16 protein-coding genes and 1 pseudogene are annotated in these 18,510 nt (G+C 66.6%); 7 read left to right on the forward strand and 10 right to left on the reverse strand.

Annotation, left to right across the window (positions count from 1 at the left end; genetic code table 11):
• Positions 1–19: 19 nt before the first annotated feature.
• The 5 genes from AC1DS6_RS35885 (at position 20) to AC1DS6_RS35905 (ending at position 3,913) form a co-directional block, all read left to right on the forward strand.
• On the forward strand, positions 20–958 hold the full coding sequence (locus AC1DS6_RS35885; RefSeq protein ID WP_441626940.1) for a DMT family transporter: 939 nt from the start codon (positions 20–22) through the stop codon (positions 956–958).
• A gap of 11 nt (positions 959–969) precedes the next feature.
• Positions 970–1,428 (forward strand): RidA family protein, encoded by a 459-nt coding sequence (locus tag AC1DS6_RS35890; RefSeq protein WP_441626807.1) that lies wholly within the window; start codon positions 970–972, stop codon positions 1,426–1,428.
• Between the two features lie 87 nt (positions 1,429–1,515).
• Positions 1,516–1,845, forward strand: coding sequence for a DHCW motif cupin fold protein (locus tag AC1DS6_RS35895; protein ID WP_441626809.1), 330 nt, complete (start codon positions 1,516–1,518; stop codon positions 1,843–1,845).
• Between the two features lie 39 nt (positions 1,846–1,884).
• Positions 1,885–3,072 (forward strand): aminotransferase-like domain-containing protein, encoded by a 1,188-nt coding sequence (locus tag AC1DS6_RS35900; RefSeq protein WP_477104277.1) that lies wholly within the window; start codon positions 1,885–1,887, stop codon positions 3,070–3,072.
• Positions 3,073–3,268: 196 nt separating this feature from the next.
• Positions 3,269–3,913, forward strand: a complete 645-nt coding sequence (locus tag AC1DS6_RS35905) for a glutathione S-transferase family protein (RefSeq protein WP_441626814.1) — start codon at positions 3,269–3,271, stop codon at positions 3,911–3,913.
• 52 nt (positions 3,914–3,965) lie between these two features.
• Here the strand turns inward: AC1DS6_RS35905 and AC1DS6_RS35910 are convergent, their stop codons facing one another.
• Positions 3,966–4,619, reverse strand: coding sequence for a LysE family translocator (locus tag AC1DS6_RS35910; protein WP_477104278.1), 654 nt, complete (start codon positions 4,617–4,619; stop codon positions 3,966–3,968).
• Positions 4,620–4,995: 376 nt separating this feature from the next.
• Between AC1DS6_RS35910 and AC1DS6_RS35915 the strand changes: the two genes are divergently transcribed.
• Positions 4,996–6,672 carry an L-lactate permease gene (locus AC1DS6_RS35915; protein ID WP_477104279.1) on the forward strand — a complete coding sequence of 559 codons (1,677 nt, stop codon included), beginning with the start codon at positions 4,996–4,998 and terminating at the stop codon, positions 6,670–6,672.
• Positions 6,673–6,765: 93 nt separating this feature from the next.
• On the opposite strand, the gene AC1DS6_RS35920 is transcribed toward AC1DS6_RS35915, so the two are convergent.
• From AC1DS6_RS35920 to hutU, 7 genes are all read right to left on the reverse strand, one after another.
• Positions 6,766–7,191: a type II toxin-antitoxin system VapC family toxin gene (locus AC1DS6_RS35920; protein ID WP_441626820.1), complete on the reverse strand. Its 426-nt coding sequence runs from the start codon at positions 7,189–7,191 to the stop codon at positions 6,766–6,768.
• Entirely contained in the window at positions 7,185–7,457 is a 273-nt protein-coding gene (locus AC1DS6_RS35925) for a type II toxin-antitoxin system Phd/YefM family antitoxin (RefSeq protein ID WP_441626822.1), read from the reverse strand. Before AC1DS6_RS35925 ends, AC1DS6_RS35920 begins: the two co-directional genes overlap by 7 nt.
• Positions 7,458–7,649: 192 nt before the next feature.
• Positions 7,650–8,597, reverse strand: coding sequence for a formimidoylglutamase (gene hutG, locus AC1DS6_RS35930; RefSeq protein WP_477104280.1), 948 nt, complete (start codon positions 8,595–8,597; stop codon positions 7,650–7,652).
• Positions 8,594–9,901: an MFS transporter gene (locus AC1DS6_RS35935; protein WP_441626826.1), complete on the reverse strand. Its 1,308-nt coding sequence runs from the start codon at positions 9,899–9,901 to the stop codon at positions 8,594–8,596. Before AC1DS6_RS35935 ends, hutG begins: the two co-directional genes overlap by 4 nt.
• 195 nt (positions 9,902–10,096) lie before the next feature.
• The gene (locus tag AC1DS6_RS35940; protein ID WP_477104281.1) at positions 10,097–11,497 is read right to left on the reverse strand and encodes an amino acid permease; all 1,401 of its coding nucleotides are present in this window, start codon (positions 11,495–11,497) and stop codon (positions 10,097–10,099) included.
• A 106-nt stretch (positions 11,498–11,603) separates the two neighbouring features.
• The gene (hutH, locus tag AC1DS6_RS35945; RefSeq protein WP_477104282.1) at positions 11,604–13,136 is read right to left on the reverse strand and encodes a histidine ammonia-lyase; all 1,533 of its coding nucleotides are present in this window, start codon (positions 13,134–13,136) and stop codon (positions 11,604–11,606) included.
• Between the two features lie 2 nt (positions 13,137–13,138).
• Positions 13,139–14,824 (reverse strand): urocanate hydratase, encoded by a 1,686-nt coding sequence (hutU, locus tag AC1DS6_RS35950; RefSeq protein ID WP_035873839.1) that lies wholly within the window; start codon positions 14,822–14,824, stop codon positions 13,139–13,141.
• 356 nt (positions 14,825–15,180) lie between these two features.
• On the opposite strand from hutU, the gene AC1DS6_RS35955 reads away from it, so the two are divergent.
• Positions 15,181–17,013, forward strand: coding sequence for an ABC transporter ATP-binding protein (locus tag AC1DS6_RS35955; RefSeq protein WP_477104283.1), 1,833 nt, complete (start codon positions 15,181–15,183; stop codon positions 17,011–17,013).
• A 169-nt stretch (positions 17,014–17,182) separates the two neighbouring features.
• Here the strand turns inward: AC1DS6_RS35955 and AC1DS6_RS35960 are convergent, their stop codons facing one another.
• Positions 17,183–17,713 carry a chromate transporter gene (locus AC1DS6_RS35960; RefSeq protein ID WP_477104284.1) on the reverse strand — a complete coding sequence of 177 codons (531 nt, stop codon included), beginning with the start codon at positions 17,711–17,713 and terminating at the stop codon, positions 17,183–17,185.
• Between the two features lie 119 nt (positions 17,714–17,832).
• Positions 17,833–18,405, reverse strand: a pseudogene (locus AC1DS6_RS35965) (chromate transporter); the annotation flags it as partial.
• Positions 18,406–18,510 lie beyond the last annotated feature (105 nt).

Raw genomic sequence — 18,510 nt, forward strand, 5'->3', positions numbered from 1 at the left:
CGCCACGCATAGCGGCGGCATGCTGCTCGGCTTTACCGGCGTGGCCATATTCAGCCAGACCTTGCCCTTCACCCGCATGGCGGTGGCCGAACTGGACGCCACCTTCGTGGCGCTCGGCCGCGCGGTGGTGGCGGCATTGCTGGCGCTGGTGCTGCTATGGCAGCGCGGTGCCTTCGCGCGCATGCGCCGGCCCCAGGGCGGCCAGTGGTGGCGCCTGGCGGTGACGGCGCTGGGCGTGGTGGTGGGCTTTCCGCTGTTTTCCTCGCTGGCCATGCGCGAAGTGCCGGCCGGCCATGGCGCCATCATCACCGGCCTGCTGCCGCTGGCCACCGCGGTCTTTGCCGCCTGGTTCGGGGGCGAGCGGCCCTCGCCCGCGTTCTGGCTGTCGGCCGCTGTCGGCAGCGCGCTGGTGATCGCCTTCGCGCTCTGGCAGGGCGCGGGCGGGCTGCAGCACGCCGACTGGCTGCTGTTCGCGGCCATGGTGTTGGGCGCGCTGGGCTACGCCGAAGGCGGCAAGCTGTCACGCGAACTCGGCGGGCTGGAAACCATCAGCTGGGCGCTGGTGGTGGCGCTGCCCCTGCTGCTGCCGGTGGTGGCCTGGCTGGGGCTGCAACATCCCGATCAGATCGCCGCTGCCTCGCCGCGCGCGTGGCTCGGCATGGGCTACGTGTCCGTGTTCTCGATGTTCATCGGCTTCCTGTTCTGGTACGCCGGGCTCGCAAAAGGCGGTGTGGCGCGCGTGGGCCAGATACAATTGCTGCAGCCGTTCCTCACGCTGGCGGGCGGCGCCCTGATGCTGGCCGAGCCGCTCGATGCCGCCACCCTCGCTTTTGCGGTGGCGGTGATCGCCGTGGTGGCCCTGGGCCGCCGGACTGCGGTGCGCAGCGCCCCCGCGGGCCCTGTGCCCGCACCCGCCGTCGAAGAACCCCACCCCATTCCAACGGGACGATCCCACTGACTGGAGACCCTATGTCCGTCTACAACACTCTTGCCCGCCTCGGCATCGAACTGCCCACCGCCGGCGCCCCGGCCGCCGCCTACGTGATGGCCGCGCAAACCGGCAACACCGTGTTCCTTTCAGGCCACATCGCCCGCAAGGACGGCAAGCCCTGGGCAGGCAAGCTGGGCAAGGACCTGGGCACCGAAGACGGCAAGGCCGCCGCGCGCTCGATCGCCGTGGACCTGCTGGCCACGCTGCACACCCACCTGGGCGGCGACCTGAACCGTGTCACCCGCATCGTCAAGGTGATGAGCCTGGTCAACTCCACGCAGGAGTTCACCGAGCAGCACCTGGTGACCAACGGCGCCTCGGAGCTGCTGGCGGAAATCTTTGGCGACGCCGGCAAGCATGCCCGCAGCGCCTTCGGCGTGGCGCAGATCCCGCTGGGCGCCTGCGTCGAGATCGAGATGATCGTTGAAGTGAAGTAAGAGGGCTTGATCCGGGAGGCAGGATGCACCCGTGCCGGTGCGTCCCGCCCCCCATCCCCGAACAGCAAGAGGAATCCTGTCCCACACATGCGCATCGACAACCTGCCCTTCGGCACCACCGACTGGTCCGAGATCACCCCGACCCGCCATCCCGGCGACACCGGGGAAGCCCTCTGGCGCACCCGCCAGTTCGGCGATATCCGCGTTCGCATGGTGGAGTATTCCGCCGGGTACCTCGCCGATCACTGGTGCACCAAAGGGCACATCCTGTTTGTGCTGGAAGGCGAGCTGCATACCGAGCTGGAAGACGGCCGGCATTTCGTGCTCGCCGCGGGCACGAGCTACCAGGTTGCCGACCACGCCGAACCGCACCGTTCGTCCACCCCGACCGGCGCCCGGCTTTTTATCGTTGACTGAGTCGATCCCGTTCGACTCCCCACATACCAAGAGAACATCATGAACTGGGCCATCTCCCGCCGGGCGCAACAGCTGACCAGCTCGGCTATCCGCGAAATCCTGAAAGTCACCGAGCGTCCGGAAGTCATTTCCTTCGCTGGTGGCCTGCCCTCCCCGGCCACATTCCCGGTAGCGGCCATGGAACAGGCGGTGGCCCGGATCTTCGCCGACAATCCGCAGGCAGCGCTGCAATACGCCGCGACCGAAGGCTACATGCCGCTGCGCGAATTCATTGCCAAGCGTCATAACGTGGACGTGGAGCGCGTGCTGATCACCACCGGCTCGCAACAGGCGCTGGACCTGATCGCCAAGGTGATGATCGATCCGGGCAGCCCGGTGCTGGTGGAAACGCCCAGCTACCTCGGCGCGCTGCAGGCCTTCTCGCTGTTCGAGCCGGAATTCGTCTCGGTGCCGGGCGACGACAAGAGCCTGCTGCCCGAAGCCCTCACGCCCGAGCTGACCGCCGGCGCGCGCTTCCTCTACGCCCTGCCCAACTTCCAGAATCCCACCGGACGGCGCATGCCGCTGGAACGCCGCCAGGCGCTGGTGGCGCGCGCGCGCGAACTTGGCGTGCTGCTGGTCGAGGACGATCCCTACGGTGAACTGAGCTACCACGGCGACCAGTTGCCCAGCCTGCTGTCGATGAATCCCGACGGCGTGATCTACATGGGCTCGTTCTCCAAGATCCTCGCACCCGGCCTGCGCCTGGGCTTCGTGATCGCCCCGCCCGAGCTGCACTTCAAGCTGTGCCAGGCCAAGCAGGCATCGGACCTGCACACGCCCAGCTTCACCCAGCGCCTGGCTTACGAGGTGGTGCGCGACGGCCTGCTGGACACGCACATCCCGACCATCCGCACGCTCTACGCCGCGCAGTGCCAGGCCATGCTGGATTCGCTTGGGCGCCACATGCCCGAAGGCGTGACCTGGAACGCGCCGGAGGGCGGCATGTTCATCTGGATGGAGCTGCCCGAAGGGCTGGACAGCATGGAGATCCTGCAGGAAGCGGTCAAGCGCAACGTGGCCTATGTGCCGGGCGCGCCGTTCTACGCCGGCAACCCGCGCCGCAACGCGCTGCGGCTGGCTTTCGTCACGGTGGCGCCGGAGCGCATCGAACAGGGCGTGGCCATCCTCGGCACGCTGTTCCGCGAAGCCATCGCCAAGCACGCGCCGCAGGCCAAGGCAGCCTGAGGCATCGCGCAGGCAACGCCTGCGCGAACCGGGCCAGCCTGACGGCCGGCCCGGCTGCCGTGCCGATACAACGCATACATCTCCCGGCTGATTCCTCGGCGGCGGGCTTCATGGCAAGATAACAACATCACCCGTCAGCCCGGGCCCTGCGCCACATAGCGCATGGAGCGGCCCAAGCCATCAGGAGAAGATTGTCGTGCTGCGTATCTGGGGTCGGCTCTCATCGATCAATGTGCAGAAAGTTGTCTGGTGCGCGCGCGAGCTGCACCTGGACCACGAACGCATCGACATCGGCGTCAGCGAGGGCGACCTCGATACCGAAGCCTATGTCCGGCTCAACCCCGACCGCAGCATTCCGGTGATCGAGGATTTCCGCGGCACCGACGTCGGCGGCGAGCCTTTTGTGCTGTGGGAGTCCAACGCCATCGTGCGCTATCTTTGCGCGCATGATGGCGAGGACACTCTGTGGCCCGGCAACGTCAAGGCGCGCGCGCTGGCTGACCGCTGGATGGACTGGCAGACCAACGCCTTCAGTCCCGCCATGGTCGACGCGTTTCGCCAGCTGGTACGGGTGCCCGCCGGACAGCGCGACCCCGACCTGATCGCCCGCTCCCTGGAACGCACCGAACCGCTGGCGGCCCGGCTCGACGAAGCCCTGGCCCAGCGCGAGTTCATCTGCGGCGACCGCTTCACCATGGCCGACATCCCGCTGGCCTGCGCCGCGCACCGCTGGCTGGGCCTGCCGGTGACGCACCAGCCCCGTGCGCATCTCGAACGCTGGCTTGCCGCGATGCGCGCCCGGCCGGCCGCCACGGGGATCCTGGCGCTGCCGCTCACCTGAAACGCAGCCCGCCCATCCTCCCCGCCTCAACGGCCAACGTACCTGCCGGCGGCTACTTGCTGTTGCGTCCGCCCGACACTGCCGCCAGCACGCCCAGACCGATCAATGCGCCGGCGGTCAGGTAGCGGCCTGCGGACTGCACGCCTCTTGCACGGGACAGATACGGCAACACGGCCGCCGCAGCCAGCACATAGCAGCAATCGGTGATGGAGGCGACCAGCACGAAGATGCCGCCAAGGGCAATGCTCTGTGGCAGCGCCGAGATGGCCGGATCCATGAATTGCGGCAGGAAGGCTGCGAAGAACAAGGTGGTCTTGGGGTTGAACAAGGCCACGACGAAGCCATCGCGAAACACGCGCCGCAGGCCGGCGCCTCCGGCTTCCGGCCCTGCTTCGCCGGCGGCCGCCGGACGCGCACGCAGTGCGCGCAGCCCGAGATACACGAGGTAGGCAGCGCCTGCATACTTGATCACGGCAAAAGCCAGCGCCGACACCGCGAACAGCGCCGCCAGCCCCAGCGCGGCCGCCAGTACATTGACCAGATTGCCCAGCACTACTGCCACCACCGAAGCCAGGCCGGCAAGCCGGCCCTGCCCAAGGGTGCGCGCCACGATGTAGATCACGGCGGGCCCCGGCGTCACCGCGAGCAACAGGCTGGACAACAGGAAAGCGGCCAGCATGGGACCACCGGGAATGATGTGATGCATGACGAGACTCCCCCGCAAGGTTCGAACGCCGCCCTGTCATGCCGGTCCGCCCAGCCTCCGCGAGCGCCAGGGCACGAAAGACAACCAGTGCATTCTGCCACCACGGGCCTGGCCAGCATACATTTGCGTATCGAGTGGTTTGGAGTACTCTGCCAATGGCACAGAGAGTGCACCAGCCTGCCCCCAGGCAAACCCTGATCCCTGAATCCGGCTCACGACGATGGTGATTCAATTTAGGGCGTCGTGGCGGGAACCCATCCTTAAAATCGCGAAGTCTGTCGGACGCGTGGCTGGCATGGCACGTCGGAACAAGAGCCAAAACGGCAGGCCGGTGCAATCAGAAAAGAACCTGCCGCCCAACCCGAGGAGATTCATCGTGTGGAGTCAAGTCTATGACCCGCTAGGCAGCATGGCGTTATCAACGCTAGCTGCCGGCATTCCTGTCGCCGTACTGCTGGCTTCGCTGGCATTCTTCCATATGCAGGCCCACCTGGCCGCCGGCCTGGCGCTGGTGGTGGGCGTGGTCATCGCTGCCGCCGTATTCGGCATGCCTGCCGAGATGGCGGGCAAGGCCGCCGGCCTGGGCATCGTGTCGGGACTGTTCCCGATCGGCTGGATCGTGCTGAACATCATCTTCCTGCACCGGCTGACCACCCTGAACGGCTCCTTCAAGGTGCTGCAGAACTCGATCTCGGGCATCACCGAAGACCGCCGCCTGCAACTGCTGCTGGTGGCGTTCAGCTTCGGCGCCTTCTTCGAGGGCGCGGCCGGCTTCGGTACGCCGGTGGCGGTCACGGGTGCGATCCTGATCGGGCTTGGCTTTTCGCCGCTGGCCGCCTCCGGCCTGGCGCTGATCGCCAATACCGCGCCGGTGGCATACGGCGCGCTGGGCGCACCGCTGATCGGGCTGGCCTCGGTCACCGGCCTCGACCTGCTGCACCTCTCGGCCATGGTCGGCCGCCAGTTGCCGTTCTTCTCGGTGCTGGTGCCGTTCTGGCTGATCTGGGCGTTCGCGGGCTTCCGCGGCATGCTGGCGATCTGGCCAGCAATCCTGGTCGCCGGCGTGACCTTCGCCGTGCCGCAGTTCCTGGTCTCCAACTACCACGGCCCCTGGCTGGTCGACGTGATCGCCGCGCTGGTCTCGATGGGCTGCCTCACGCTGTTCCTGAAAGTGTGGAAGCCCAAGGAAATCTGGACCTCCACCAAGATCCTGGGCCGCCACGATGACTCCAAGGTCGACGATCCTGCGGCCGTGGCCGCCGAAGCACGCGCCAGCGCCGCCTCCGCCAGCATCTCGGTGGTCAAGGCCTGGATGCCGTGGGTGATCCTGACGGTCTTCGTCTTCGTCTGGGGCATTCCGGAATTCAAGAAGCTGATGGATGGCCTGTGGCAATTCAAGTTTCCGATTCCCGGACTCGACAAGGCCGTGCTCAAGGTGCCGCCGGTGGTGCCCAAGGCCATCGCCGAAGGCGCGGTGTTCAACTTCAACGTGCTGTCGATGGCGGGCACCGGCATCCTGGCCTCGGCCTTGCTGGGCGGCTTGCTGATGGGTTACTCGGTACCGCGCCTCGTCAGGGAATACTGGGAAACCATCAAGCTGGTGAAATATTCGCTGCTGACCATCTGCGCCATGTTCGGCATTGGCTACCTGACCCGCTACTCGGGCCTGGACGCCACCATGGGACTGGCGTTTGCCCACACCGGCGTGTTCTACCCGCTGTTCGGCACCATGCTGGGCTGGCTGGGCGTGGCGCTGACCGGTTCCGACACCGCCTCCAACGTGCTGTTTGGCGGCTTGCAAAAGACCACGGCCGAGCAACTCGGGCTGTCGCCGATCCTGATGGCATCGGCCAACAGCTCCGGCGGCGTGATGGGCAAGATGATCGACGCGCAGTCCATCGTGGTGGCATCGACCGCCACCAAGTGGTATGGCCACGAGGGCGACATCCTGCGCTATGTGTTCTTCCACTCGGTAGCGCTGGCGGTTTTGGTCGGACTGTTCATCACGCTGCAGGCGTACGTGCACCCGTTCACGCAGATGGTGATTCACTGAGTGGGCAAACCAGCGGCCATGAAAGAGGCCCCGCCCGTGCATGGGCGGGGCCAGACCGAAGGAGAAACGGGAGCCGGGTGCCGGAAGCCGCGCTCAGCCCCCGAACCAGTTGGCCAGCCGCAAGCCCGCCAGCCCGGCAAAATCCCTGGTATTGCGCGTCACCAGCGTCAGGCCGTGCGCCATCGCGACGGATGCGATCTGTCCGTCCACAAAGGGCAGGCTCAGCCCAGCCCGCTCCCGCGAATTGCGTAGCTCGGCATGGATCCGTGCCGCGGCGCTGTCATAGGGCAAGACCGGCAAGCTGCCCGCCACTGCCTGCACGAAACGGCCAACTGCGTCCTTGCGCTGGCCATCCGGCATACGCAGCCAGCCATAACGTAGTTCATGCCAAACCGTCGCCGGAATAGCCAGTTCGCCATCGAATCGGGCCAGATTCGCCATTACCCCTGCATCCGGCCTTGGCCGCATTGTCTCCGAGACAATGTTGGTGTCCAGCAGCCAACTCACGGCGCTCACCATGTGAAATCACGCCCGTCGCCGGGTTGACGCACATGCTCGAATGGGTCTGCCTCGTCTTCCGTTTGCACGTGCTCGCTGCGCCATTCGCTCAAACGCCCAAAGAATCCAGACGGGGAACCGACAAGCAGCCGGTATTGCGACCACGACATCAAAACGGCAGCCGGCTGACCGCGCCGGGAGATCAGGAGCGGTTCCTGCCCACTTTCCGCGTCCCGAAGCACATCAGCGAGATGCGCTCGTGCCTCCGAGAATGGAATGGTTTGCATAGCGTTGCCCCTTACTTGAAATGTACAATTCAATTGTACAAGAGCAAGCCACCGAGCGTCGGCTTACGGCTCGAATCGGCAACTGGTCACTCGTGAGCGCTGGCCGCCGCACGCCAGCCGTTGAAACTCGAAGAAAAAACCCGCCACTGCCGGCGGGTTTTTCTCTAGCTGCGCGCGCCGTGTTTGCGACGCTCAGGCCATCAGCCGGTAGGCCAGCCGCGCCGCTGCACGCGCCCCGCAGCCATCGCGATCGTAGAGCGGATTGAACTCCGCCAGGTCCGCCACGCGCAGCTTGCCGCTGGCGCGAACCAGCATGACGATCGCCTCCACCACCGGCAGCGGCACGCCATAGGCTGCCGGCGCCGACACCGCCGGCATCACCGCCGCCGGCAGCACGTCCAGGTCGATGGTGAGGTAGACATGGTCGACCTCGTCCATCAAGGCCTGCAATTCGGCAAGCCGCGCGTCGAGGTGCCGTTCCTGCATCTGCACATCCTCGACATAGTGCACGCCAAGCCCATCCGCATGCGCGAACAGCGCGGCGGTATTGCCGAGGCGGCTGACGCCCAGGCACGCGTATTCGAAGCGCTGGCCACGCTCCCGGCACGCCTGCGCGATCTGGTCGAACGGCGTGCCCGAACTGCCGGGGCGGCCGGTGCGCAAATCGAAGTGCGCATCGAGATTGATCACCAGCACGCGGCCCTGGTCGCCACGGGCATCGAGATGCGCGCGCAGGCCCCGCCAGGTGCCCCAGGCAATCTCGTGGCCGCCGCCCAGCACCAGCGTGAATGCGCCCTGCCCCAACTCCGCGGCGACCGCTTGCGCCAACGCCTGCTGCGCCGCTTCGAGATCGCCATCGTTGCAGGCCACGTCGCCGGCATCGTGGAAGGCAGCCAGGTCATGCGCAGGGACGCCCGCCAGCGCGCGGCGGATTTCGCGCGGGCCGCCGGCGGCGCCGGGACGGCCCTGGTTGCGCAGCACGCCGGCATCGCAGCAAAAGCCCAGCAGCACCGGCGCGCCGGGTTCGCGAGCGGAACCTTCGGTGCGCGCCACATTGAACAGGCGACGGGTATCGCCAGTCTCGTTGCTATCGGTGCGGCCGCGCCAGACGGTGCCGGCCGCGGGATCCAGTTCGCTCATGACAGGCGGCGGCCCAGGGTTTCCGGCACCATCGCCAGGCCGATCAGCGAGACCAGGCCGCAGCCGATCACGTAAAACGCAGGCGCATTGGGATTGGCGGTGAGATGGATCAGCTCGGTCGAGAAGAACTGCGCGAAGCCACCGAAGATGGCGATCGCCACGCAGTAGGCAATCGACAGGCCCGTAGCGCGCAGGCGCTGCGGCAGCACCTCGCTGACCAGCACCATCGAAGCCGGCGAGGTCATCGACATCGGCACCGAGAGGCAGCCCACCACCAGCAGCAGACGCGTCAGGCTTGGCTCGGCGTTGATCAGCACAAAGGCGGGATAGATCATCAGCAGCAATGCCACGCGCGACCACAGCACCACCGGACGGCGGCCCAGGCGATCGCTCAGCCAGCCCGCGAACGGCGACAACACCACTTGCACGGCGGCGGCCACGCAGGCGGCCCAGATGCCCAGCGACAGCGGCATGTGCAGCTGGCTGACGGCGTAGTTGCTCAGGTAGTACACGACGATATAGGTCGACGATGCCACGCCGATCATCAGCAGGATGCAGGCCACCAGCGCACGGCCGTGTTCACGCAGCAACTGCAGGGTGGAGCCGCGCTCCGACTCGCCAGCGGCCGGCGCGGTTTCTTCCAGGCGGCGGCGAATCACCAGGCCTACCGGAATCACCAGGATGCCGATCACGAATGCCAGGCGCCAGCCCCAGGCTTCCAGCGCTTGCTGCTCCAGCACATTGCTGAGCAGCAGGCCGACCAGCGCGCCGAACAGCGCCGCCAGGCCCTGGCTGAACGGTTGCCAGCTGGTATAGAAGCCACGCGAGCGGTTGTCGGCATATTCCAGCAGCAGGGCCGTGGAAGCGCCCATCTCGCCGCCGATGGCAAAGCCCTGCACCAGCCGCGCGAGCAGGATCATGATCGGCGCGAGCATGCCGATCTGGGCATAGGTCGGGGTCACCACGAAAATCACCGAGCTCAGGCCCATCAGCCAGAGCGTCAGCGCCACTGCCGGCTTGCGGCCGACGCGGTCGGCGTACATGCCGATCAGCAAGCCGCCCAGCGGGCGCATCAGGAAGCCAACGCCGAAGGTGGCAAACGACAGCAGCAACTGTCCGGTGGGGTCGGAAACAGGGAAATACAGGCGGCCAATCAGCGTGGCGAAGAAGCTGTAGACCACGAAGTCGTAGAACTCCAGGCCATTGCCGACGGTGATGGCGGCGATGGCCTGGATCTTGGACAGCGGCTGGGCCGTGGCGGCATGCCGGGCCGCTATGCCGGGGATGGTGTTGTCAATGGACATGAGGTAACTCCGAAGCAAGAAAATCCTGGCCGCCCGCAAGCGGGCGACGGGCGCAACCCAGGGGGGGACGGCACGATTCGCGCCGCAGCGGTAGCGCGCGGGGCTGGCGTGCGCTGCCGTTCGCCCTGGCATCCGGCTGGACGGATGCCGGGCAACGCTGACCCTGCCGAGGCCTGGTCAGCGCATGTGCATGTATCAGTCCGCTGCCAGGTAGGGCGCAGATACGCCCGCCCCGCCGCGCGGCCGTCCCCAGCACCACCATGCCACCACCAGCAGCAGCAGCCACACCGCGCCCACCAGCAGCGCGACGCGGGTCTGCGGGAACCAGCCAAGCACGCCGAAGATGAACAGCATGAAGGCAATGGCTGCGAGCGGCGCCACCGGCCAGAACGGCACGGGGAATTTCAGCGCCGCCACTTCGGTGCGGCTCATGCGCCTGCGCAAGGCGACCTGCGACAGCAAGATCATCAGCCACACCCAGACAGTGGCAAAGGTGGCGATGGAAGCGATCAACGTGAATACGTCCTCGGGCATCACGTAGTTGAGCACCACGCCGGCCAGCAGGGCGAAGGCCATCACCACCACCGTCATCCAGGGCACGCCCTTGCGCGATACGCTCGCGAAAATGCGCGGCGCCTGCCGCTGCACCGCCATGCCGTACAGCATGCGCCCGGCGCCGAAGATGTCGCTGTTGATGGCGGATACCGCCGCGGAGATCACCACGACATTCAGCAGCGCGGCGGCCGAGCCAATGCCCAGCCGGCTGAAGATCTGCACAAAGGGGCTGCCCTCGCTGCCGATGCGATGCCATGGATAGAGAGACATCAGTACCGCCAGCGTCAGCACATAGAACAGCAGGATGCGCAGGGGTACCGCGTTGATGGCACGCGGAATCACGCGCTCCGGATCGCGCGCCTCGCCGGCCGTGATCCCGATGATCTCGATGCCGCCAAAGGCGAACATCACCACGGCGAGCGAGGCGATGATGCCGCCGATACCGTTGGGCATGAAGCCCCCGTGCTCCCAGAGATTGTGAATGCCGGTGGCGACCCCGCCATCGGCCATGCCCAGGCCGAACAGCATGATGGCAACGCCGCCGCAGATCATCGCGGCGATGGCGCCGACCTTGAGCAGCGACAGCCAGAACTCCAGTTCGCCGAACACCTTGACGCTGAGCAGGTTGAGCCCGCCGATCAGGAACACGATGCCCAGCACCCAGATCCAGCGCTGCACGTCCGGGAACCAGAAGCCCATGTAGATACCGAAGGCAGTCACGTCAGCCAGGCAAACGATGATCATCTCGAAAGCGTAGGTCCAGCCAAGCAGGAAGCCCGCCAGCGGTCCCAGTCCAGTGCTGGCGTACTGCCCGAACGAACCCGACACCGGGTTGCGCACGGCCATCTCCCCCAGCGCACGCATCACCATGTAGACCGCCGCGCCACCGATCAGGTAGGCCAGCAGCACCGCCGGTCCCGCGGCCTGGATGGCCGAGGCCGAGCCGTAGAAGAGTCCTGTGCCGATGGCCGACCCGAGCGCCATGAAGCGGATATGACGGGCGCTGAGGCTACGCTGCAGGCCTTGCGACTGCTCTTGCATCTCTTTGTCTCCGAATCGTTGTTCTGTCGCGCCCGGGTGCCGGCGGCAGCCTGCCACGCAATCCTCTGCGCGGCCGCTGCGCCGTCCCGGGCGTCATGCCCCTGGCTCAGAGGCTGGGCAGCAGCCGCGCCGGCAGCAGTGCGTTCAGGATGCCGCCTGCCAGCAGCTTGCTCGCGGACTCGATATCCGGCGCAAAGAAGCGGTCCTTCTCGTAGTAGGCCACCTCGGCGCGCAGCAGGCTGCGTGCCTGCTCCAGCTTGGGCGAACTCTTCAGGCCTTCGCGGAAGTCCAGGCCCTGGCAGGCGCCCAGCCACTCCACGGCAAGGATGCCGCGCACGTTCTCGGCCATGGCCCACAGGCGCTTGCCGGCATTCGGCGCCATCGACACGTGGTCCTCCTGGTTGGCCGAGGTAGGCAGGCTGTCGACGCTGTGCGGATGGGCCAGCGCCTTGTTGTCGCTGGCCAGCGCCGCAGCGGTGACCTGGGCAATCATGAAGCCCGAGTTGACGCCCCCGTTGGCCACCAGGAAAGGCGGCAGCTGCGACATGTGCCGGTCCATCATCAGCGAAATGCGGCGCTCCGACAGCGAGCCGATCTCGGCGATGGCCAGTGCCAGGTTATCGGCAGCCATCGCCACCGGTTCAGCGTGGAAATTGCCGCCCGAGATCACGTCGCCTTCGGCGGCGAACACCAAGGGGTTATCCGAGACCGCGTTGGCCTCCACTTCCAGGACCTCGGCGGCCTGCCGCAATTGCGTCAGGCAAGCGCCCATCACCTGCGGCTGGCAGCGCAACGAGTAGGGATCCTGCACCTTGTCGCACTGCGCATGCGAACGCGCCAGCTCGCTGGTATCGGTCAGCAGATCGCGATAGGTGGCGGCCGCATCGATCTGGCCGCGCTGGCCGCGCACCGCATGAATGCGCGCGTCAAAGGGAGCGCGCGAGCCGAGCATGGCCTCTACGCTGAGACTGCCGCATACCGTGGCGGCGGCAAACAGATCCTCGGCCTCGAACAGGCCGCGCAGCGCGTAGGCGGTCGATACCTGGGTGCCGTTGAGCAGGGCCAGGCCCTCCTTGGCGGCCAGGGTCAGCGGCTCGAGGCCGGCGCGGGCCAGGGCCTGACGCGCAGGCAGCCATTCGCCCTGGTAGCGGGCGCGGCTTTCGCCCAGCAGCACCAGGGACATATGCGCCAGCGGCGCCAGGTCGCCGGAGGCGCCCACCGAGCCCTTGAGCGGGATATGCGGATAGACTTCGGCATTGACCAGGGCAATCAGCGCATCAATCACCTTGCGGCGGATGCCGGAGAAGCCGCGCGCCAGGCTATTGATCTTGAGCAGCATGATCAGCCGCACCATGGCGTCGTCGAGCGGTTCGCCCACGCCGGCGGCGTGCGACAGCACCAGCGAGCGCTGCAGGTTCTCCAGGTCTTCGCGGGCGATGCGCGTCTGCGCCAGCAAGCCGAAGCCGGTATTGATGCCGTAGGCGGTCCGGCCTTCGGCAACGATGTTCTCGACACAGGCCACGCTCGCGGCGATCGCCTCGGCGGCCTCGCTGTCCAGGCTCACGCGCAGCGGCTGCAGATAGGCCTGGCGCAGCTGCGCCAGGCTCAGTTGACCAGGTTTCAGGTTCAGCGCGTTCACGTTCAGGCTTCCTTCTTGTGGTTGAGCATCGGCAGGTTCAGGCCCTGCTCGCGAGCACAGTCGATGGCGATGTCATAGCCGGCATCGGCATGGCGCATCACGCCGGTGGCGGGATCGTTGTGCAGCACGCGCGCGATGCGGGCGGCGGCTTCGTCGGTGCCGTCGCACACGATCACCACGCCCGAATGCTGCGAGAAGCCCATGCCCACGCCGCCGCCGTGATGCAGCGAGACCCAGGTCGCGCCGCTGGCGGTATTGAGCAGCGCGTTCAGCAGCGGCCAGTCGGACACCGCGTCGGAGCCATCCTTCATGCTTTCCGTTTCACGGTTGGGGCTGGCCACCGAGCCGGAATCGAGGTGGTCGCGGCCGATCACTACCGGCGCCGACAGTTCGCCACTGCGCACCATCTCGTTGAACGCCAGGCCAAGCTTGGCACGCAGGCCCAGGCCGACCCAGCAGATACGCGCCGGCAGGCCCTGGAAGCTGATGCGCTCGCGCGCCATGTCCAGCCAGCGGTGCAGGTGGGCATCGTCCGGGATCAGTTCCTTGACCTTGGCATCGGTCTTGTAGATGTCCTGCGGATCGCCCGACAGCGCGGCCCAGCGGAACGGGCCGATGCCGCGGCAGAACAGCGGGCGGATGTAGGCCGGCACGAAACCCGGGAAATCGAAGGCGTTCGCCACGCCCTCTTCCTTGGCCATCTGGCGGATGTTGTTGCCGTAGTCGAAGGTGGGCACGCCCATCTTCTGGAAGTCCAGCATGGCCCGCACGTGCAGCGCCATCGATTGCTTGGCGGCCTTGACCACCGCTGCCGGGTCGGTCTGCGCGCGGTCGCGGTACTGGCCCCAGGTCCAGCCCACCGGCAGGTAGCCGTTTAGCGGGTCATGGGCGCTGGTCTGGTCGGTGACCATGTCCGGGCGCACGCCGCGGCGCACCAGTTCGGGCAGCACTTCGGCGGCGTTGGCGCACAGCGCGATGGAAACGGCGCGGCCTTCGGCGGTGTACCTGGCGATGCGCGCCAGCGCGTCATCGAGGTCGGTAGCCTGTTCGTCGACATAGCGCGTGCGCAGGCGGAAATCGATGCTGGCCTGCTGGCATTCGATGTTCAGCGAGCAGGCGCCGGCCAGCGTGGCGGCCAGCGGCTGCGCACCGCCCATGCCGCCCAAGCCCGCGGTCAGCACCCAGCGGCCCTTGAGGTTGCCGTTGTAGTGCTGGCGGCCGGCTTCCACGAAGGTCTCGTAGGTGCCCTGGACGATGCCCTGGCTGCCGATATAGATCCAGCTGCCCGCGGTCATCTGACCGTACATGGCCAGGCCCTTGGCATCCAGTTCGTTGAAGTGTTCCCAGGTGGCCCAGTGCGGCACCAGGTTGGAATTGGCGATCAATACGCGCGGGGCATTGCTGTGGGTCTTGAACACGCCGACCGGCTTGCCGGACTGCACCAGCAGGGTCTCGTCGTCGTTCAGCGTCTTGAGCGTCTCGACGATCTTGTCATAGCACTCCCAGTTGCGCGCGGCACGGCCAATGCCGCCGTACACCACCAGCTCCTTGGGGTTCTCCGCCACTTCCGGGTCGAGATTGTTCATCAACATGCGCAGCGGCGCTTCGGTCTGCCAGCTCTTGGCATTCAGCTGGCTGCCGCGCGGGGCGCGGATCTCTACATCGCGAAAGCGGGAGGTATTGCTCACGGGAACTCCTTGGTGAATAAGGCTGGCTCGAACCGCTCTGTTCAGCCATGCTAGGTATGTATAGTGTTGTATAGACAAGTAGAGGAAAATTGGGGTATTCCCGGAGGTACGCCCCACACATGACGAAAAAGTGCCTTTGTAATTGCTTGAATGACGAGGGTGACGGAGAGTGCTTGCCGCTTCGAGCACGCCGCCAAGTACCGCGACATGGACGCCCCCTGCCACGGGTACGAAATCCGCGATACGCAAGCGCGGTATCATGCTCCTGACCCGCCGCATGCCCATGGCATCGATACGGCCTTGCGAGCACGCCGGCGACCCGGACGAGGCGGCCGCCGCAGAACCCCTGGACTCCCATGCTGATGCGTTTCCTCGAACGGCTGATCGACCCGTTCCGCGCCCTCCCCGACACCCAGCCGCCCGGCCAGATCTGGCGCTTCTACGCCTATTACCTGCGGGAGGTGTGGCCGGTCTTTGCGCTGCTGCTGGGCGTGGGGCTGGCTGGCGCGCTGATCGAAGTCTCGCTGTTCGGCTTTCTCGGCCGCCTGGTCGACCTGGCGCAAGCAACGCCGCCCGCCGACTTCTTCGCGCGCCACCGTGTCGAGCTGGTGTGGATGGCGGTGGTGGCGCTGCTGCTGCGTCCGTTCTTCAACGGCCTGCACGACATCCTCGTGCACCAGGTCATCAACCCGAACCTGGGCAACCTGGTGCGCTGGCAGAACCACCGCTACGTGCTCAAGCAGAGCCTGTCGTTTTTCCAGAACGACTTTGCCGGGCGCATCGCGCAGCGCATCATGCAGACCGGCTTCTCGCTGCGCGATTCAGCGGTGCAGGCCGTGGATGCAATCTGGCATGTGTTGATCTACGCGGCCAGCTCCCTCTACCTGTTCGCGCAAGCCGACTGGCGCCTGATGATTCCGCTCGTGGCGTGGATCGGCTGCTACGTGAGCGCCATGCTGTACTTCACGCCACGCGTGAAGGCGCGCTCGGTAGCCGCCACCGGCGCGCGCTCGCGGCTGATGGGGCGCATCGTCGACGGCTATACCAATATCACCACACTCAAGCTGTTCGCCCACACGCGCCATGAAGAAGACTACGCGCGCGAAGCCATGGCCGACCTGACCGACAAGGCGCGCCTGTCCGGCCGCATGGTCAGCGCCATGGATTTCACGGTGACCTCGCTCAATGGCCTGCTGATCGCCGGCACCACCGGGCTGGCGCTGTGGCTCTGGAGCCAGGGCCATGTCAGCGTCGGCGCGATTGCGCTGTCGACCGGACTGGTAATCCGCATCGTCAGCATGTCGGGCTGGATCATGTGGGTGATCAGCGGCATCTTCGAGAATATCGGCCAGGTGCAGGATGGCCTGCAGACCATCGCCGTGCCACGCACGGTCGGCGATCGCGGCGACGCGCAGGCGCTGCGCGTCACGCGCGCAGAGGTGCGCTTCGAAGGCGTGGGCTTTCACTACGGCAAGGGCTCGGGCGTGATCGAAAACATCGATCTGGTGGTGCGCCCTGGCGAGAAGATCGGCCTGGTCGGCCCGTCCGGCGCCGGCAAGTCGACGCTGGTCAACCTGCTGCTGCGGCTGTACGACGTGGAGCGAGGACGCATCCTGATCGACGGCCAGGACATCGCCGGCGTCACGCAGGAAAGCCTGCGCGCGCAGATCGGCATGGTGACGCAGGATACGTCGCTGCTGCACCGCTCGATCCGCGACAACCTGCGCTACGGCCGGCCCGGCGCCAGCGAGGCCGAACTGCTTGCGGCAGCGGACGACGCGCATGCCGGCGAGTTCATTCCGCGTTTGCGCGATGCGCATGGGGCGACGGGACTGGATGCGCAGGTGGGCGAGCGCGGCGTGAAGCTATCGGGCGGGCAACGCCAGCGTATCGCGGTGGCGCGCGTGCTGCTGAAGAATGCCCCAATCCTGATCCTGGACGAAGCCACCTCGGCACTGGACTCCGAGGTGGAAGCTGCCATCCAGGAGAACCTGGAGACGCTGATGCAGGGCAAGACCGTGATCGCCATCGCGCACAGGCTCTCCACCATCGCGCGCATGGACCGGCTGGTGGTGCTGCAGGATGGGCGGATTGCCGAGAGCGGGACGCATGCGGAGTTGCTGGCGCGTGGGGGGCTTTATGCGCGGTTGTGGGCGCATCAGACTGGGGGGTTTGTGGGGGTGGAATAGTTGGGGGATTGATGTAGGCGGCGTTGGCATCTTGCACCCAAGGGCGTACGACATCCCCCTGCGGGGGACGCCGTACGCACTTGGGTGCAAAAACCATCGCCGCTAAAAGAACAGCAACCACCTACACAGAGAGGCCCTTTCCCCCAACAACCAACAACAACCCCCCCCCTCAAACCCACCCCAATACCCCCGCCCCAGCCCCCACCCCCACCAACACCAACGGATGCACCTTGGTCTTCAACATCAACCCGATGGTAACCACCGTCACCGCCACCGCAGTCCAGCGGTGATCCACGCTCGCGGCAAGAATCCAGCCGGTGGAGAACAGCAGGCCGATGGTCAGCGTGGCAAGGCCGCGCCGGATCAGGCCGGGCCAGCGCGCCTGCGGCGAGCGGCCGGCGAAATACTCGAAACCGAGCGCGATCACGCTGGACGGCCCGCAAATGCCAATCATGCCGACGATGGCGCCGGCCAGACCCGCCACCTGCCAGCCGAACAGGGCAACGAACAAGATGTTCGGCCCAGGCGCGGCCTGCGAGATGGCGTACATGGCGGAGAACTGCGCGTCGCTCATCCAGGCGTTCGACTCCACCAGGAAGCGATGCATGTCGGGGATGGTGGTGCTGGCCCCGCCGATGGCAAGGAATGACAGCATCAGAAAATGCGTGAGCAGGCTGGAAAGCACGTTGGGCGAGTTCATTGGCGCGGCTCCTTGGCCTCGGGCGGCACGGCATCGATGCCATCATCGCTGGACGGCATGCCGGGCGCGTCGATCGCAGTCGGCGCCAGTGGCGCATGCGCGCGCCGCGCCAGTTGCTCGCTGCGCCACTCCAGCACCAGGCCCATCGGCACCAGCACCGCCATCACCGGCACGAGCGGCCAGCGCAGCAGCCCGATGCCGACAAACGCCGCACCGCCGATCATCAACCCCCGCACGGTGCGCGGCTGGCTTTGCGCCAGCTTGAAGCCGGTCGACAGCACCAGGCCCGTCGACACCGCCGTCATGCCCGTCAGCATGCGCTGCACCGCCGCCACGTCGCGGTAGTGCTCGTACAGCAGCATCAGCGCCAGCACGCCCACCATTGGCACCATCACCAGCCCCGCGAAGGCCGCGAGCGCGCCGCGCAGCCCGGCAAAGCGCAGGCCCAGCATCAGCGCGAGGTTGATCACGTTGGGGCCAGGCAGCACCTGCCCGAGGCTGAGCAGCTCGACGAAGTCGCGGTCGCCAAGCCAGCGGTTGCGATCCACCACGGCGCGCCGCACGAACGGCAGCACGCCGCCGAAGCCTGAGAGCCCCATGCGCGCAAATTCGATGAACAGGCGCCGCGGCGTGGGCGGGGGTGCTAGCGCTACCATCGGATCGTCGCCGGCGGGGGAAGGAGTAACTGGCATCGCGTGTAAACGGGAGAGACATGGCCTGACGGGATGGCACCCGAGCGTTCCGCCATGCGCGGTAAAGAAAAAAGCCCCGCGCATTGTCGCGCAGGGCCAGTTTGG

This window comes from Cupriavidus sp. 05L310 (genome assembly GCF_056398185.1).

What these genes read in the sequence shown, in the direction of transcription:
- AC1DS6_RS35890 (WP_441626807.1), top strand. Translation starts at nt 970, where the DNA reads ATGTCCGTCTACAACACTCTTGCCCGCCTCGGCATCGAACTGCCCACC.
- AC1DS6_RS35910 (WP_477104278.1), bottom strand. Translation starts at nt 4,619, where the DNA reads ATGCATCACATCATTCCCGGTGGTCCCATGCTGGCCGCTTTCCTGTTG.
- AC1DS6_RS35940 (WP_477104281.1), bottom strand. Translation starts at nt 11,497, where the DNA reads ATGCAAGAGCAGTCGCAAGGCCTGCAGCGTAGCCTCAGCGCCCGTCAT.
- hutG (WP_477104280.1), bottom strand. Translation starts at nt 8,597, where the DNA reads ATGAGCGAACTGGATCCCGCGGCCGGCACCGTCTGGCGCGGCCGCACC.
- AC1DS6_RS35920 (WP_441626820.1), bottom strand. Translation starts at nt 7,191, where the DNA reads ATGGTGAGCGCCGTGAGTTGGCTGCTGGACACCAACATTGTCTCGGAG.
- AC1DS6_RS35935 (WP_441626826.1), bottom strand. Translation starts at nt 9,901, where the DNA reads ATGTCCATTGACAACACCATCCCCGGCATAGCGGCCCGGCATGCCGCC.
- AC1DS6_RS35925 (WP_441626822.1), bottom strand. Translation starts at nt 7,457, where the DNA reads ATGCAAACCATTCCATTCTCGGAGGCACGAGCGCATCTCGCTGATGTG.
- AC1DS6_RS35900 (WP_477104277.1), top strand. Translation starts at nt 1,885, where the DNA reads ATGAACTGGGCCATCTCCCGCCGGGCGCAACAGCTGACCAGCTCGGCT.
- AC1DS6_RS35895 (WP_441626809.1), top strand. Translation starts at nt 1,516, where the DNA reads ATGCGCATCGACAACCTGCCCTTCGGCACCACCGACTGGTCCGAGATC.
- AC1DS6_RS35885 (WP_441626940.1), top strand. Translation starts at nt 20, where the DNA reads ATGCTGCTCGGCTTTACCGGCGTGGCCATATTCAGCCAGACCTTGCCC.
- AC1DS6_RS35960 (WP_477104284.1), bottom strand. Translation starts at nt 17,713, where the DNA reads ATGAACTCGCCCAACGTGCTTTCCAGCCTGCTCACGCATTTTCTGATG.
- AC1DS6_RS35955 (WP_477104283.1), top strand. Translation starts at nt 15,181, where the DNA reads ATGCTGATGCGTTTCCTCGAACGGCTGATCGACCCGTTCCGCGCCCTC.